Annotated in this window: 16 protein-coding genes; 7 read left to right on the plus strand and 9 right to left on the minus strand. The window is 58.6% G+C overall.

What is annotated here, in order from left to right:
* Positions 1-29: 29 nt before the first annotated feature.
* The 5 genes from A0U87_RS24595 to A0U87_RS24615 all read left to right on the plus strand — a co-directional run bounded on the left by A0U87_RS24595 (position 30) and on the right by A0U87_RS24615 (position 3,719).
* On the plus strand, positions 30-506 hold the full coding sequence (locus A0U87_RS24595) for a hypothetical protein (protein ID WP_037542106.1): 477 nt from the start codon (positions 30-32) through the stop codon (positions 504-506).
* A gap of 482 nt (positions 507-988) precedes the next feature.
* Positions 989-1,702, plus strand: coding sequence for a HupE/UreJ family protein (locus tag A0U87_RS24600; RefSeq protein ID WP_050763009.1), 714 nt, complete (start codon positions 989-991; stop codon positions 1,700-1,702).
* Positions 1,699-2,289 carry a hypothetical protein gene (locus tag A0U87_RS24605; protein ID WP_037542107.1) on the plus strand — a complete coding sequence of 197 codons (591 nt, stop codon included), beginning with the start codon at positions 1,699-1,701 and terminating at the stop codon, positions 2,287-2,289. Before A0U87_RS24600 ends, A0U87_RS24605 begins: the two co-directional genes overlap by 4 nt.
* Before the next feature lie 30 nt (positions 2,290-2,319).
* On the plus strand, positions 2,320-2,643 hold the full coding sequence (locus tag A0U87_RS24610) for a DUF6488 family protein (protein WP_228223159.1): 324 nt from the start codon (positions 2,320-2,322) through the stop codon (positions 2,641-2,643).
* Positions 2,644-2,864: 221 nt separating this feature from the next.
* Positions 2,865-3,719, plus strand: a complete 855-nt coding sequence (locus A0U87_RS24615) for a hypothetical protein (protein ID WP_009821114.1) — start codon at positions 2,865-2,867, stop codon at positions 3,717-3,719.
* 325 nt (positions 3,720-4,044) lie between these two features.
* Here A0U87_RS24615 and A0U87_RS27145 read toward each other — a convergent pair whose 3' ends face one another.
* From A0U87_RS27145 to A0U87_RS24635, 4 genes are all read right to left on the minus strand, one after another.
* Positions 4,045-4,236 (minus strand): DUF6771 family protein, encoded by a 192-nt coding sequence (locus A0U87_RS27145; protein ID WP_009821115.1) that lies wholly within the window; start codon positions 4,234-4,236, stop codon positions 4,045-4,047.
* A 149-nt stretch (positions 4,237-4,385) separates the two neighbouring features.
* A complete protein-coding gene (locus A0U87_RS24625; RefSeq protein WP_009821116.1) occupies positions 4,386-4,676 on the minus strand; it encodes a hypothetical protein in 291 nt (96 codons plus the stop codon).
* 107 nt (positions 4,677-4,783) lie between these two features.
* On the minus strand, positions 4,784-5,749 hold the full coding sequence (locus tag A0U87_RS24630) for a hypothetical protein (RefSeq protein ID WP_009821118.1): 966 nt from the start codon (positions 5,747-5,749) through the stop codon (positions 4,784-4,786).
* A gap of 504 nt (positions 5,750-6,253) precedes the next feature.
* The gene (locus A0U87_RS24635; RefSeq protein WP_004210831.1) at positions 6,254-6,472 is read right to left on the minus strand and encodes a hypothetical protein; all 219 of its coding nucleotides are present in this window, start codon (positions 6,470-6,472) and stop codon (positions 6,254-6,256) included.
* 252 nt (positions 6,473-6,724) lie between these two features.
* Between A0U87_RS24635 and A0U87_RS24640 the strand changes: the two genes are divergently transcribed.
* Positions 6,725-6,904 carry a hypothetical protein gene (locus tag A0U87_RS24640; RefSeq protein WP_009821120.1) on the plus strand — a complete coding sequence of 60 codons (180 nt, stop codon included), beginning with the start codon at positions 6,725-6,727 and terminating at the stop codon, positions 6,902-6,904.
* Here the strand turns inward: A0U87_RS24640 and A0U87_RS24645 are convergent.
* The 4 genes from A0U87_RS24645 to A0U87_RS24660 form a co-directional block, all read right to left on the minus strand.
* Positions 6,901-8,751: a TniQ family protein gene (locus tag A0U87_RS24645; protein ID WP_228220568.1), complete on the minus strand. Its 1,851-nt coding sequence runs from the start codon at positions 8,749-8,751 to the stop codon at positions 6,901-6,903. The genes A0U87_RS24640 and A0U87_RS24645 overlap by 4 nt on opposite strands.
* Before the next feature lie 5 nt (positions 8,752-8,756).
* Positions 8,757-9,707, minus strand: a complete 951-nt coding sequence (locus A0U87_RS24650; RefSeq protein WP_125999561.1) for an ATP-binding protein — start codon at positions 9,705-9,707, stop codon at positions 8,757-8,759.
* A gap of 21 nt (positions 9,708-9,728) precedes the next feature.
* Complete coding sequence (locus A0U87_RS24655) at positions 9,729-11,993, minus strand: Mu transposase C-terminal domain-containing protein (protein WP_125999560.1); 2,265 nt, start codon at positions 11,991-11,993, stop codon at positions 9,729-9,731.
* A 174-nt stretch (positions 11,994-12,167) separates the two neighbouring features.
* Positions 12,168-12,968 carry a hypothetical protein gene (locus A0U87_RS24660; protein ID WP_037479997.1) on the minus strand — a complete coding sequence of 267 codons (801 nt, stop codon included), beginning with the start codon at positions 12,966-12,968 and terminating at the stop codon, positions 12,168-12,170.
* A 313-nt stretch (positions 12,969-13,281) separates the two neighbouring features.
* On the opposite strand from A0U87_RS24660, the gene A0U87_RS24665 reads away from it, so the two are divergent.
* Positions 13,282-14,463, plus strand: coding sequence for a hypothetical protein (locus A0U87_RS24665; protein WP_125999559.1), 1,182 nt, complete (start codon positions 13,282-13,284; stop codon positions 14,461-14,463).
* Between the two features lie 91 nt (positions 14,464-14,554).
* Here the strand turns inward: A0U87_RS24665 and A0U87_RS24670 are convergent, their stop codons facing one another.
* On the minus strand, positions 14,555-16,444 hold the full coding sequence (locus A0U87_RS24670; protein ID WP_125999558.1) for a P-loop NTPase fold protein: 1,890 nt from the start codon (positions 16,442-16,444) through the stop codon (positions 14,555-14,557).
* Positions 16,445-16,553 lie beyond the last annotated feature (109 nt).

Raw genomic sequence — 16,553 nt, forward strand, 5'->3', positions numbered from 1 at the left:
CGCCAGACCCTCGAGGATTGGAAAGTGCCATGTTCCTTGACGAACGTTCTCGATTTTCTGTCCGCTCAGGCCAGCTGGCTATCGTAATGATGGCGGCGCTGGCGGCCGGGGCTTGCTCATCTGGCGATGGCAATGGCCAACTCAGCGCCGACGACCAGGCGCTGCTCAGCGATCGCGAAGCTCATCATGAATTTCAGTGCAATGATGGCTCCCTTCTCCACGCGGCGTACCGCGATGAGGGACTGGTGATGATCCTGAGTGGACCCGCGCAACCGCAGCCGATCCGCCTGACTGCTCCGGCTCAAGGGCTGACCTATGTCGGGGAAGGCATCACAGCTACGATCACCAATCGCGTCCTGCGCATCAGCGAAACAGACCGGCCGGAGCGCACCTGCACCTCGGGCAAGCCGTTGGGCCTTAGCCCTGTAGAACTAGCCGACGACTTGGTTCGTGACGAGAATAGGTCATCTGACGCTCGCAATTTTGTTGAGAATCATTCGCGATAATCTATCGTGTGTGCGGTTTGCCGCCCGTTGAATGGCCGTTTGGATGAATGAGAGAAGGAAGGAGTGACGAATGCGAACTTATCCATTCCTCTCTGTCCTGCTTGTAATCGCTATGATGATCTCACACGGCTCGCTGCTGACCGTGTCACAGCATTTCCACAAAAGCGACCGACCATCCGTTGAGGCTACTACAGAGCATCAACATTTTTCAGAAAACCATGAGGAGCCGGGCAGCGCTACAGGAGGCGGTCACGTTCATCTAGTCGGTGATCGCGTGCCAGATGACCATGGGCTGAAACCTGTCCCGACTGGGAAGGCTATCCATAGCGGCGCGCATCGCCAGCCTTTCATGGCGCCGTTCATCATGGCTCCGTTACTCGAGCCGCCATCGATATCCTGAAGCATGGCAGTGCGAGGCGTTGGTCTCGCACTTGGTGCTGATCTGCCGGCGTCGAGGCGCTGGCGACCATACGGATATCTATATGAAACTCAGACTGGCTCGACCGTGGGCATGTTATGCTGCGGTCTTTACAGCCTTGGCGTTTTTCGTCGTCGATGTGGCCTTGGCTCACGGCGTCGCGGAAGGCGACAAAGGCTATATCGAAGAAACGACCGGCCCTCAGATAGGGGCGTTTCTCTATCTAGGCGCCAAGCACATGGTCACCGGATACGACCATTTGCTGTTCCTGTTCGGCGTCATCTTCTTCCTCTACCGGATGCGCGAAGTGGCATCCTATGTCACGCTGTTCGCTATCGGTCACAGCACGACCCTGATCGCAGGGGTGCTGCTGGGAACGAATGTTAGCGCCTATCTTGTCGATGCGATCATCGGCTTGTCGGTCGTTTACAAGGCGCTCGACAATCTCGGTGCGTTTCAGCGTTGGTTCGGGTTCCAGCCGAATACGAAGGCGGCCGTGCTGATCTTTGGCTTCTTTCATGGCTTCGGCCTGGCGACGAAGCTGCAGGACTTCGCGCTATCGTCTGATGGCCTGATCACCAATCTCATCGCTTTCAACGTCGGCGTCGAGATGGGCCAGATCCTGGCTCTGTCGGCCATCCTCATCATCATGGGATATTGGCGGCGCACGCGCAGCTTCGCCAAACATGCCTTCACCGCGAACGTCGTGCTGATGACCGCCGGCTTCGTTCTCACCGGCTATCAACTCGCCGGCCTGTACCTTGGAGATCCCTCATGACCCGACCCCACTCGCCCATGCCGGGCGAACTGCCCACCCTTGGCCAACTGAATCGGGCTACACTCATCGCCTTTGGCGCTGCTGCGGTGATCCTGGTGACGACCGTGCTGCCTGCGGAATATGGCGTCGATCCGACAGGCGTCGGCGGCGCTCTCGGTCTCACTCCGATGGGCGAGATGAAGCAGGCTGAGCATGATGCCGCGCCAGTGGCGTCGTCCGCACAGGCTACGCCAATGGCGTCCAAGCCGGCCGTGGCTGCCCCGGGTGAACCGGTCCAGGTCGTCATTACGCTCAAGCCCAACGAAGGGCGCGAGATTAAGGCAGTAATGACCGCCGGCAGCGCGATGCGCTACGCTTGGAAAACCGATGGCGCGAAGATCCGCTACGAATTGCATGGCGAGGAATTCAACGCGGCTGAAGGCGAATACACCAGCTACGAGAAGGGCACGTCGGCCGGTGAAAGCGGATCTTTCACAGCCCCCTTCGACGGTACGCATGGCTGGTACTGGAAGAACAAGACCAGCGAGCCTGTCACCATCACTGCATCTGCGACCGGTGGCTTTTCCGCCTTCGCAGCCAAGCCCTGACCCAACTCATAATGAGAGAAGGAAAATCTGATGCGTAAATTCATTATCGCAGCTGCCGTTGTTCTCGCTCCCGTGTCCCCGGTGATGGCGCATGGCAATCATGATGAAGAAGAGCAGGATCGTCCTGTTCAGCAGGTGGCGAAGGACAATGTCATCAAGCTCATCACCAAGGGCACATTGCCGGCGAGCTGGTCAAAGGCGAAGTTCGTAGAAACGAAGTCGCGTACCGTTCAGGGCGCCCGTCAGGATGTGGTGATCTTCCGCAACGACGCTGAACCGGAAGCTCGCAAGCTGTTGTACGTTGCGTTGAAGCCGGACGGCACCTTCGTTTCGGCGAACCATAAGCTGAAGTGAGAAGTGATGGGCGCGGTCGATTGGCCGCGCCCATATTTCTGTCGTCATGAAAATCCGACGGCAACGGTATCCAGCAGGAAGTCGGATCTTCTGATCAAGCCCGGAATTGAACCGTTGGAGCCCTGCGACCATCGGCGGCACCTTTTAGAGATCGATTTCAGCGGACGGCATGTCCATATCTCTCTTATTGCGCACGCTCATCGCTAGGGAAATTATGCCGAATGAGACAGACTAAGTCGTTTCAACGCGAATGGATTGTTTCAATCCTGGTTATGACATTCGCGCTAACGCTTGCCATCGGGATTGGTTTTCTGGCGGGTCATTATATCCCGTCGGCTTCTGACGATATGTCGGAGATCTGTCGAAATTTGCCAAAGAAAGGACCGATGGCGGATTGTATCGCTCTGCGTTCAGCAGTTGCTACTGAGCAGGCGACATTGACAGCGCAATGGAGTCTGCTGATCGCGGTTGGCTCGCTTTGCGCTAGCAGCGCGGCGCTGTTGGGATTGATCAGCGCCTTCAAACAAGGGCAGCGCACGATCGGGATAGCCACCGATGCGAACCGCATAGCTATGGAATATGGGCGGGCGCAGGCCCGCGCATATGTCGTGGTTCAGTCGGTGGAGGCAAAGCTTAGTGAGCTGGGCGATCTGACTGCCAAGGTAACTTTCCAGAATTCTGGCGCATCGCCTGCGCGCCGGTTACGCTGGCTATACAACGCACATATTGTCGCTGTTTATGGCGATAACACTCAGCGCGGCATGATGCTTGGCGATGAACCAGACCTGGAAAGATCTCACTGGCGGCAGGACATACCTTCGGCGGATTCCTGGACATCATCTCCGCTTGGATTGCGTTCTCAGGATGGCGTTGCGGCCCTGCTCGAGAAGGCTACCTTTATCGCGATCACGATAAAGGTTGTGGCAGATTTTCAGGACGTGTTCGGCGAAACACACCGGGAAATCGCCTGTTTTGAAGGACGGGTAAATCCCAGTGAGCGAGACGCGTCATACACAGCGCTACATAGTGCGCATGACAACGCATTGGACGACAAAACAGAATCCCCTGCAGCTTGATCTGCTGCCAGGCACTTGCGAATTTCGCCACTAATCGCGCAGGCGCCGAACCAGCCGTTTCCAGCTTGCTTCACTGTTCATCCAGTTAGGCCGGTCCGGTTGTCGAGGCGTTGGAGCAAATCGTTCAGGCTGTCCCCGACAGAGCGTGCAGCGCAGGTGCGATCCGACGGTTTCCATAGCGGTGTTCCAGCAATGCGCGAGGAACCAGCGGTTGAGTTTGTCAGCATCGATTACTCCTGAGTGGCCGCATCTGCAGATGATGAAAAGATTGACGTTTCGGTGGGCATAATCGCCGAGGTTCCGCAGGGGGACGTTCGCCCCCACGTCAGAGGGGAAGGGTCATCTGCCTGCGATCAAAGTGAGGCGGCTGACGTTCCATGGCCACGATAATTGTTTGGGCCAGTTCTACAGCGGCTTGCTCCCGCAACCGTTCGTTCGGCGCCGTCAGTGCCACTCGTGCCCACCCAGGGGCGTTCAGAAGGCTCTGCGCGAGCCAGAGAGAATCGGGCTGTGTCATGTCCGGCAATATGCGAACAAAAAGAGAACATAGCAAGAGCCTGTTCTTCGGCTAACGAAGTTGATGGATGGGCTTGGACTAGCCGAAAGGGGGGGCGGTCCCTCATCCCGGTGCGGCGACAGGTTACGCTGAGGACGTGCCTATTCCTGTCAGTCGTCGGAAAGGAGAGACGCGAAGCCGTGGATCGTGAATGGCATGGCGGCGTCAGGCACCTTCGCCTCACCTGGAACCTCATGCATGAGTAGCAGCATGCCCTCATGTGGAAGATAGGCGCAGCCAAATCCCTTCTCCCGTCGCTGTTGCGCGGCTTCGAGAACGGCTGCGCGGTAGGCGTCATGAGCCTTATTTCCGACATGCAGCTTGGTTAGATCGATGAAGCCCAGTGCATCGCCATTCGGGCCCTCTTCGCTGACGCCGAAGATCATGGTTTCATCGGGCATTTCGAATCCTCATTTCATTACGCGAACATTAGCGAAGTGTGTTTCCAAGCATGACGACGTCGGCGCGCGGGGCCTCAATGATCATCTGGTCGCGCGCCATTGCGCCTTTAATCGCGGCCTCGACCGCGAGGCATAGCAAAGCTGTGCTGTTCGCTTGCATCTGGATCTGTGCGGCCTTTCGGCTTGATGGCTAATTCGAACTTGATGTCGCTCGCCTGCGAAGCGATCCCGCGAGTAACTGCCTCAGATAGGTAGGTTCCCTCCGCATCGCCCCCGGTGATTTCAGATTCCCGATCGAGGCCATTGGGCACCGGCTCTGGCGCTTGAGAAGCAAGGCGTTCCAACCGCGCATCTAATGCTGCGGCGCCAGGGCCACCGGCTCGCGCTAAAGTAGCCCCTAAATCGATCCCGGCTCGATGGAATTCTGACACTCGCTCATAACGGCCGACGGCTGCCATCGTGATGTCCTTTTGACCCAGGCCGTCCTTTTCCAGTGTTCGGATGCCCATGCTGGATACGAGCTCCTGAGCGGGCTTGGCGATCGCCATGCCTCGGCTGACGCTTAGGACTCCGCCTCGGCCGATCAGTTCGAGGCCACGCGCCTCTTCCTGAGTGGCGACGTCGTAGAGGATCATCCGGGCTTTTTCATTTGGCGAGAGGGCCCCATTCGCCGCCTCGTAGATTTCCGCACGGACAAAGGCGCGTTCGGTCGCCGCAAACCGGTGCTCGTTGAGAGGCATCCCGGCATCGCCAAGGGTCAGGACCGCGCGTTCAAGGGCTGGATCAACAGCGATCGTATCGTCGCGGTAGCGAAGCTTGTCCTGAACGGTCCGAATTTCAGCGGCGGCGCGGACCAACTCAGCAAGCGTCAAAGTCCGGAAAGGGCGATACTCTTCCGCCTGAGGGCCGGTGGCCATCTCCAGCCGCGCCAAATCGAACGCTTCAACGCCGGAAGCCGCGGCTGTCTTCGCCGCAGCGCCTATGGCAGCCGTCGTGGCATTCTGTTGTTCCTTCGGCATCGCGTGCCGTTCAGGCGCATCAGACAGCCATTCCTCAATTACTCTGAAGTCCATTGTAATGCTTCCCTGCAAGACCGGGAGTAATTGTCTCAGACCGATTGGGCAAATTCCAGACCCCCTTCAGCACAGGTTGCATTGGATATGGAACAGGCCGCTTCGAATCCTCCGGAAAGCGGCTTATGCGCCGCAGTTATCGGCGGCGTTGGATTGAACCGATGGGATGACCAGGCTAGTCCAATGGGGGACTATTCTTGATGGACTTCAGCGCTTCCGAGGCAAGATAGAGTTCGTCTTGGGCTGCCTCCCATTCACAGCGGGCTTCATCCCAGCGCCGCTTAGCGATGAGCAGGCGATCTTGCGCTTCCTGTTGTTTATTCCGTGTACGGGTGCGTTCCCTCGTTCGGCTCAGCGGCAACCGATAGACGTCGTTGTCGGTCAGCTTTCGACCGCACGACTTTGGGCTATGTTGATTGCGTATGTGGGCCCATGATCCTTGCAGCTTGTGGACGGAATTGCCGCAGCGCTTGCAAAACCATTCGCGCTCAATGCGATCGGCCCTCACAGCAGCACTCCGATCATCAGGCCGACGAGCATCCATGCGAGGCCGGTCATGACTTGCACGGGATCGCGCCAGTATGCGCGTTCAATTATGGCGGAGCTGCCGCTGGCCACATCCCTGAGATCGTCGCGACACCCGGGATAGGGATATTCCTCATCCAGATGGTTTGCCAGACGTTCGAACGCGGCTTTCTTGTCGGGGGGAATATTCCCGGGCATGCTTTCCTCAATCGCTATCGACTATACGATAGTAATCGTCGGATTTCCCGGCGAGACCCTCGTTGAGCTTTTGCACTGGTTTGCAACAGGACCGCGGGTTCGGATTTGCGGCGGTCAGGCATCGCACCTGGGCGGTGGACGCAGCTGTCACATGCACCCTGCATGGGATATTATCGGCACCGACGCAGGAACGTCGCAGGCGGGCTGAACATTTCTAAAATGGACCGGGATCCACGGAAGGGATGGAGCGGCATGATTATCACCCTCTCTGACCTTTTAGCGGGAATCCGAGAGCGCAAGGCTGCCTTGGGTATCATCGATACCCCAGAGCGTACCGATGCCATGCGCAATAGCGGATCGCGCCGAACAGCGCGCAAGCGTGCTATGTTGGCCCGGATCGAGGAGCGCTCACGCGACGCGGGCGTCGTCTAGGCTGACCAAGCGCCTTGTTTCATGATCTTGGCGAAGCTCATGCGGCAGTAGCCCGCATCATGTATCGTCGGCAAACCGACCTTCCGCGCCCATTTTTGTGCTGACTGGGGAGGCAATCCCATCCTGTAGCCGATCTCGACCGATCCTATGATCTCTGCTGCAGCCTGAAGAACATCCGCTGCGAGATATGCTTTACCGTGGCGACGTATGCGGCCGGTGGCGACGAATTTGAGAAACTGATTGGTGGCCAGGTTGAGTATCTCGCTGGCATCGGCGCCTGATAGCTCATCCTCGACATGGGCACCGGACAACGGGTTTTCCAACATCCGCAAAGTGTCGATGAGTTCGGCCGGGATTAGTATCTGGTGGGACAGGTCCGTCGCCTTGGGGGGCAAACCGAATCGACCATCCGGCCCCAGGAGCCAGGTGAAGATGTCGGCCCATGGCTTGGCGCGACCGCCAATAGCCCTAGCTGCGATTTGTAGCGGAACGCCGTCAACGACAGCGGGATCGGCTTTGGCTTGGATCTTTGCCTCGAATGCCGCCCAGGCCTGCGTGGTGGTATTGCGGACGCCATATCGCGCCTCCCAATAAGGGTGGGTCAGGGGAGCGACCAATCCAGATTGCATCAGCTGCGCTATGGCATAGCGGGGCAACTGAGTTGACTGCGACACAGCGGTCAAAGGCAGACGGTCAGGCTTGGTGCGCGCCAGTTCCTCGATTTCTTCGGGATCATGGAATGGTCTAACTACGCCATGAACTCGCACGTCGGTTAGCTTGAAGACGCCGGCGGCTCGCAGCTTTGCGATGATGGTATCCGTCTCGCGCAGCACGCGCACGGCTGATTTGGCGGAGATCAGTCCAATTATGTCATTCCCCTCGTCGGCCGACGGGAGGTCGGACAGATCAGGGCTTTGACTGAGATCGGGTTGCTCTTGCTGCAGGCCATGTAGAAACATCGCGAACAGGGCTTTGACTCGGGGCGAGGAGCGGCCGATCCGGGCTTGCTTGACGGCGTGCCCCAGCTTGTTCGACCAGTTGTCCCCTTCGCCTGGAGTTGGAAGTAGCTGGGCTGGAACGATGGGCCATTGGCGCAGCAGCGTTACAGCGTCATGAAGCGCGCTGACGACCGCCATTGTAAGGTCAGGATTGGTCAGCCATTTTCCGCGCAGTTGGTCGTTTAGCCAGGGGGAGAGCTTCAAGGCCAAGTCGGCAATGTCGTGCGGCTCCAAACTCGCAATCGGGTCTGGAAGCTGTGATCGTGAAGCGGCCCGTACATCGGGATCATGGCTGAAGAGGCCAGCATAGATGCCCAAATTGCCGCGCATCTCGTGAGGGATGAACTCGGCTTGTCCCTCTCGGAGATCCGCGCTGCAGACATCTTGGTCGCAGGTGGCAATGCCGTTGGCGTAGCGCCACCGCTGGGTAACGCCGCATTCGTGACACTCACTGCGCAAGACCTGAAAGGTTTCCGGGCAGAATGGGACGGAGGCCAACTGCCAAATCGCACGATGATGAGCCGATAGGGCAAGGCTGGCCGGTGCATATCGGCGGATGGTGGTTCTCAGTTCGCTCTGCCACGCGCGTCCACCAAACCAATGTATGATCGCGCTGCCTTCTTCTGGACCGTGGGCATGGTGCAGTAATTGGGGGTACGGCACCACCAGAATGTCAGCCAGCGCCGGTAGCTGTTCGGCGTTGGTTGTGGCCGCCGTCGGCTTGTTGTCGTAAACCCAGCCAGCCTCAGACAACAGCGTTCCTGTCCGTGGATACCCGTTCTCGGCAGTCACACGGGCGACAAGGCCCATGAGACTTTCGCCAGCGATTGGCGCGAGCGGGTATTTCACTTGGCTCAAGCTTCGATCTCCACGAACGGATTATAGTCGATGAAGCTATGGGCAATGGCCCAGCTGTTCACTGCCATGGCGAGATCGTTGCGGGTAATCGCATGCCGACCTCCACGCACGACATTTATCGCCGCCGTTTCCACGATGCGGCAGGTGCGGCCGATGATTCCGCTGCTTGCGAGGCAAAGGGGGCGAGCGATGTCCTCTTCGACCAGGCCGCTGGCGACCTTCATGATCTGCTTGTCGACCATGGCGGCATCGAGGTCTTCGACGAAGTCCAGGAATAGGTCTCGATCGTCATCCGCCCACCAATCAAGGGGAGGAAGCGTGAGGGGAGGGAAGAGCCGGCCGTTCAACTCGTGGCTGGACTGGAACAGCTTGTCCGCGTCGTGGGTGCCGAAAAAGGCGATAGGAACAAGGCCAGAATCAAGGAACGTCTTCAGGCTATCCGTGACATGGTTTGCGGCCGATGACCGGCGCGACAGATGTTGGATTTCATCGATGACGAGCAACTGCACGTTATCCCGTTTGATGGCTTGCACGGCGCGCTTGTGCAGGTTGGGTTCGGTGCCGCGGTCATAAAAGGGGTCGTCCAGGGCCTGCAGGATGGAAGAGAATAGCGACCTGGCGGTGCCAGTGCTCATGAGCTTAACGATCAGGACGGGCCGGCTGCCTTCTGGAAGTTCGCCCAGGCGTTCGATGCCGTCCCGGAAATGTTCGGCTGCTGTCGTTTTGCCGGAACCGCTTTCAGCCAGGAGGGTGATGCCATATTGCCGCTCGCCACGGGTGGCGATGCCAGAGCGCCGGACCTCATCCAGCCCCGCAATGATGGCCTCTTGGCGAGGATGAACAATCTTGATCTGGCGGAACGCGCTGCGGGCATCTGCCACGCGCTGAGACCGGGCAGCGGCTTCATTCGGCCGTACAATGGGCGGGTTTGATGTGGTGGTAGTCATGTGTTGCCTTTCGGGTAGGGGTTAGAAGTAGCTGCTGTCGTTCGAGCGCTTTTTGCGTTCACGGCGTGGTTCGGGGTCGGTGGTCGACGCGTCCGGGGTGGGTGGCGGCGCAGGAGCACGCCGGTCGCGCTCTGGCATGTCCTCTGGCGTCGCCTCTCGGGCATTGGCAGCTTTCGCCTTCTGCCGGTTGCTCCGCCGTTTAGATGCGGTAGGGGCAGCTTTCTGTGGAGCGGGGCGACGAGACAGGGTGTCGGCATCGTGCATCTCGTGCTCGATCACGTCTGCATAGATGATCGGGATATCGACCGGTTCGGGGCGCTCGCGCTGCAGGCTGGCGAGTTCACCGGTGATGCTGCGGATGCGCTTGTTTTCGTACAGCTTGGCCAGAAGCTTGCGTTCACGCTCCTTGGCTTCGGGCGTCAGCTGGTCGATGGCGTCGAGAAGCTCGGCGCGGCAGGCGTCACGCCATTCCCGTGAGTTGAAGTCGGCGGCTTCCGCCTTGGCCTTCTCACGGATCTGCTCGTGCATCCACAGGCTGATCGGCTCGTCGGTATAGCCGGCCGTCTGGCAGTACAGCTCGACGTCCTGATTGGTTTTGCGGTTGATCACCCAAATCTTGCGCAGATCGTACGGGTCATAGCGGAACGACACCGTTGCAGTGGCATTCTTCAGGCGCTGACGCTTGCCTTCCAAAGGGACAAGATCGGCGAGCAGGTCAGGCACGGCTTTATAATCGCCGAAGCGCAGGCCATTCCACTCGATGCCAGCGTGGGTCAGCCGGTGCGAATTGATCTTGGGGAGGAGGGCCTTCTCGAAGATGCGAGGGTCACGCGGTAGAACGATCCCGTACTGGGCGGTGCCCTGTTTCCAACAGAGCAGAGGCTGTTTCTCGTTCAGGCCGCCATGCGGGGTCGTGTGATAGACCGCGATGGCGAACATGATGAGTGCCTCGAGTTCGTCGAGCGTCAGCACGGCATCCACGGCGGGGTCGTAATCATACTCGCGGGAGAGGGCGATCGGCAGATGGGCGCCGGCCACCTTCGATGACACGTAATTGTGGATGGTGAGGAAGATGCGCTCAACAAGGGCTCGTTCGCGCGGCTTTTTCCGACCACTGATGCGGATCGTTGCACCGGTCGCCTTGCTCATGCTCTCCATATCGTGGCTGCGGAATTCCATACCGCCATCCACGTGATATGTGCTGCATAGGCCGCAGACGTCCTGGGCTTCAGGGTGCTTGTTCTTGATGATCGGCGGCACGATCTTGGGCAGAACAGACCGGCGAAGCAACTCCGACACGGTGGCGTATGATGGAGCATTGAAGGACAGCATGTGCGAGAGCACGACCCTGCTGAACCCATCAACAAGTGCGGAGAAAGTGGGGCGGCCCAGGATGATGGCGCGTTCCACGTCGATGACGAGGAGAGCGGGTATGGGTGTGTGATCCATAAGCCCGAATTCCAGAGGACGCTCCGCCTCATGGCCTTTCCCTGCGCCACGCCACCGAGAGTAGGCCGCCTGTTTGCCGTGGCGGGCCGCAACCGTCTGTTCGCACTCCAGCTTTTTGATATCGCGATATGTGGTGCTCATGCTCACCGGGAGGAGCGGCTCCGTAGGCATCTCGTATTCGAGCGAAGTGCCATCGTTAACGCGGCTAATCTCGGCGTTGGTCAGCACATTGATATCGGTGACGCTCTTCTTCGACACATAGTAGGTCAAAGCCAGGCGCTGGCGGATTTCCATGCGGATGCCATCTTCATCATAGCAATGGTGCCCCTGGGCGCTTGTGGCCTCACGAGCATCGCGATCGCCAACTTTACCGCGCTCCCGCATCCAGCGTTTCACGGTGTGCGGATTGGGTGCCTCGCCATATTTGGCGTGCAGCTCGGGTGTCCAGTGCTCGGCAAATCCCGCAGAGATTGCCTTCACGCCGGTCATTACGCCGTTCCGGTCGAGCAGCCGTAACGTTGCCAGCCGAAGTGCGCTTTCGGGATCGAGTTCCTCACATTCGGCGGGCGTGAGATGTGATTCAGCGATCTTGTTCTTGGCCGGGGACTGCCCACGCTCTGCCATCTGGAAGAATTGACCGTTCTGAAGCAGCGTCCGGAAGCGATCCTGGTCCATTGGACGGACGACGCCGGCGTCATCGAGATATTCGACGGGCTTGCCTGTGGCAGCATGTTCGAAGTTCAGGCGTGTGCCATATCCATGTGATGTAAAAACACAGGGTTGACCTTCGATACTGTATAGCTGATTGCGTTTGAGCTTATAGGGGAAGTAATTCACGTATCTCTCCCGAGATTTGGGTATTCTGAGGGCGCGCAACATCCATCAGCAGTAGATATTTCTACGCTGCGAATGGCATTGCTTCTGTTGTGATGGGTGCCTGCGGGTTCGTCAGGCAGTTATGATTTCACTCTAGGTCATGGTTGAATCCTTCCTAGGGTATTTGATCTATGATCAGATGAAGCTGACAGGCATCTCATCGATGAGAGGCTGCGTGAGATCGAGCGACACGATGCGCCTCACCAGCATGGCGAAAGTGATTGCCCGCCCTTGGACAAAATTTCCGGGCGCCATCAGCTCAGCGAATTCGCCCAACCGCATGTCATCGCCTTTGCTGCGGAGGCTTTCGACGAGCCGCTTCTGCGACGATGAGATGGCCGTGCGGCGCATTGAGCTGGCGAGGCGTACGTTGAAGCGGTGGCGGCTATTCTCGAAAATTTCGGAACCGAAGGTGATACGGAACTCATGGCCCACCCGGCGGCAAATCTCGGCGACGCCGGCGAGTTTCAGCCGATATTCTGGATCTCGGAGGTCCGCATCGTCGCCTTTGACTTCGACGACCGCCAGGCGACCATCGGCGTCCAATATGTCGACGTCACTGGTGTACCGCTCCTTCCTCCGCAGGATGAATTCGAAGCGGCGAGCCTCTGATTGGTAGTGGACGACATTGGGGTCCGTCTCGCACCGCTCGATCAGTGCAAGCTGATGCAGGCTCTCATAATGCTGTGTGCGGCCGACCTTCACGGAAGGGTACCAGCCGCTCGCATGGTGCGTTCCGCCAGAGACTGTTCGGAGCGATCCATTGTCGTTGGCGACCACGATGCGAGCCATGGTGTTGACCAGGCTGTTGTGCTTCCTGAGCAAGGTTTCGGCGCGCAACCGGCCAGCGGAGGGTTCGTATGACGGGTTGCGCAGCATGAGGTTGATAGCGGCGCGAACGTCGATCTCAGCCAGTTCTTCATATGCGTCAGTCATTCCAGAACGTCCAGCCGCGACGGTTGCTGTTGGGCCACTTGGAGCGAGAGCGACTCCACGTCTTAACGCGCTGCTGTCGTTCAAAATGTCGGATGATCTCGATCAGATACTCTGTATAAACGATTGAAACGAGGTTGTTTCGATCTGCACTTCGCGGTTTGGTCGTCATCGCACTGTCTCCATGTTGGTCACGATACTGTGCATTTAGGAACGCTAAAATGACCGTGATGGCAACAGGAATGTGGTTTCAACTGCACAGTATCGTGACCAACTCACTTGACGATGAGTGCCTTACTGTTCTAATAAGTCATGGATGAACAGTAAGAAAAACGGCACGCGCGACGTTGGTTCGGACCGGTCGGCCCTCGAAACTGACGAGGAGTTGGTCAAACGGCATGCCGCTTCAGGCTTTTCTGGCGAATCAGAGTACGCCCTGTTCCTGTCTCTGGATGATTCTAAGCGGGAGGCGGTGATTGCCAGACTGAGGACGATGGACCTCTATCTTCGCGACGATGACCCCATGCCCGTGGGCGACGCGTGCAGCGCGCTCGATATGGAGCAGCGCAATTTTTACCGACTGCTGAAGAAGCTGAAGGATCTGGGCCCAACACGAGGTCTGTCACCGAGCTTCCGGGTGAAGGCTGTCGCGGCACCAGCACAGAAAGGCTTCGCACCCGTTGCCGAGCGTGCGCTGCGCTGGAAACTGCAGCATGAGCCCGCGGCTTCGCCCGCGTCGATCATACGCTGGATATTTGAATCCTGCGCGGACGCGGGCGAGGCGCCTCCGTCCGCATCCTCGATCCAGCGACGCATAAAGGTACTCCGCCGGGAAGGTGTCGCAGAGCCGGCGGCTGGGGCTGCTGGTCTTCAGATCCTGGTGGACCAGACCGCAGTCGATGTGATGGTTCAGATCAGCGGCCGGGTGGAATTGGCTACGGCTACGTTCATTGTCGATACCAGCTCTAGGATGATCCTTGGATTGGGGGTGGGCGATCCGCTGATTCCGGAAGACGGGCTTATGCGCGCTACCCGCAATATGGATGACGACCTCATGCGCCATCTCGTGCAGCACACGCAGGTGCATTTCGATCGCGTGGAGTCGATCGACTTTATCGCGCCTCCAGGCGGGACGCGGCAGAGCAAGCAGTTGCAGAAGCGCTTTCGGGTCTTCAACCGCCGAGTGTCGTTTGACATTCATGCAGGTGGGAAATGGCGTCACGGTACGCAGCTGGTCCGTTACTTGGGCGATACGCTGGGGCCATATCAGTTCAAGCCGCGATTTACGGAGGAGGGGGCTCCTTTCAGCAACTCGATCAGCGAGGGGATTGAGCAAGAGGTTCTCGAGCGGGCGCTGCTCGTGGAGGCGATGCGCTGGAACGAAAGCCAGTGGCAGCGGGCGGAGCCGACGGTCGAGAAGTCTCAACGTATGCGTGAAGAGCGGGCGAGCGCGATCACTGCCCTGTTCCGTGATGTGGTGATGCGGCCAGAATTTTGATCAGCGACAGCGAGTTAGATTGGCCCATAGAGCCGTTGGCGATCTAGTATGTCATTTTATTTGGGCCAATGCGGGGTTTTTGTTCTCCTTCCTATGGCCCCACAGCTGATGTATCTGACGTCGGGCGGAGTGGCGTCAGTTTGCGCGCGATCGCGGCGCGCAACCGCTCGCGGCTCATGGGGCGTTGCGCCGGAAGGGCTGCAGTCAGAAGATCGTCAACTCTCGTCACCCATGCGCGCTCACTGGTGAGCATGTCGCCATGACGCAGTTCGTGTCGTCCGTGCAGGATATTGAGTGCTTGCGACTGAATCTTCGGCGGCCATCCAAGGACGCATTTGACGAAATATTCTGGAGGTAGGGCGGCGAGAATCGGCTGATCAAAATAGGGGGCCGAGCGAACGTTGTTGACGACCATGTCGAGCAGGACCTCGTCAGGCTCGCAAGGAAGCCGGCGTATCAGCTCGTGCGCTATTGTGAGGTATTTGGAACGGAGCACGCGGTTTGACGCCTCTGAATAGGCGTCGGCCAGTGTGCGGTATTCCGGTGTCGTCTCGTCAATCACGCGGGTCTGGAAAAATGAGTTGTCGCGGTCGAATGAGCTCCGATCGATCTCGGCGATCTCGCCCGCGTCTTCCAGTTTCGCTATGTAAGCTAGTCCCTCGTCGACAACCTGCTGTCGGTTGCGGTCGATCAGGCCGAGGGTGGAGAACCAGAGCCGGATACCGAAAAGGTGCATCAGCTGGCCCCGGGCCTTGACGGATCCGGAGGCGAATGCATGTTCCACCTGGGCGGCTACGATGTCGGCCTCGTCGTCGTCACCGTAGAAGGTATGGTGCGCGCGATGCCAGAGCGGCTGTTCTTCTGGCTGGAGAAAGTCGCTGCTCGCATCGAGGCTGGCGCGGATCGCGTCGCCATCTACATCGCCGCGGAAGAGCATGCCCGCGAGGACGCCGACCGATATAACGATGTCGTCGAAGTCTATCTGCTTGTAGCGGTCATCGATCTCATCAGCCGCAGTCGTCTTTGCGCTAGCCTCTTTGTGGAAGATCCGGGAGAAGGTGTTGCCGACGAGGCGCTCCAAGTCGGCTTCGACCATTTTTCCGGCACGCCTCTCCATTGAGGTGGCCAGCACGCCCCTGAGCGCCTTTGTCATGCTGGGCGACTTATCCCAGTGCCGTTTCTCGAAGTGCCGGGACAGCTTTTCGAAGTCCCACATGGCGTGTTTCAGCGTACGCAAATTGCCGCGACCGCCTTCGGCATGTACGGCGAGAACGACGTCAGCATGCTCTTCGAGAAAGTCGCGGGTTCGCTGGTCGCTAATCAGAGTCAGAAAGGAAGCGAACGCTGCTTGCGTCTCTGGCAGAACTTCCAGAGTCTGCCCGATCAGCTTCTCTTTGATTTCTAGGTAGGTCTCGTCGCCCTCCATCACCTTCGTCTCGTTCGCGACGATGATCGCCTTGAGCTTCTCGTGCTCAACATAGGCATTAACGAAGCCAAGCACTTCGCTCACGGGGATGCGGCAGCGCTCCAGGTCGTCGAATACCAGCAGGCGGCCGCGCGGATCGTCGAGGCCGGTGCGCAGGTCAAGTTCAGGTAACGAAGGGCTGATGGTGCCGTCGTCCTTGCCGTCGCTGTTCAGGTCAATCTTGAAGGCAGCCTTCAGCAACCCCTTGGAGACGGCGCCCGCCAGCTTCATGCCGGGATGTGAGAGGACGGGATGGAGTTGGCGGTAGAACTCGTCCTCGATCTGCGTGACTGACGTCATGCCATAGAGGCTGACGTAGAGAGGCTTCGCGCTTGTGCCTGTGAGGAAGTTTTTGATAAGGTGGGTCTTGCCCGAGCCCCATGGACCACTGACCAGCACTGCGTAGTCGAGAGGATGGGCGGGGTCGACGTAATAGGCGAGGAAGCGCTTGATAGCCGAGTTGACTATGTGTGCGTCGCGTTTCGTTCCCTCTAATTTGTCGGTGGTGTCGCTCATGGCTGCAATATAGATATTGCGTGCCCGTACCGGAAGGCAGGCGAAGACCTCAGCGTGATCTCGAGGCTACAAACGAAAACGGGGCGCTCGACCCGAAGGGAGCACCCCG

The sequence above is a fragment of the Sphingobium sp. MP9-4 genome (assembly GCF_005281675.1).
Classification (GTDB): Bacteria; Pseudomonadota; Alphaproteobacteria; order Sphingomonadales; family Sphingomonadaceae; genus Sphingobium; species Sphingobium yanoikuyae.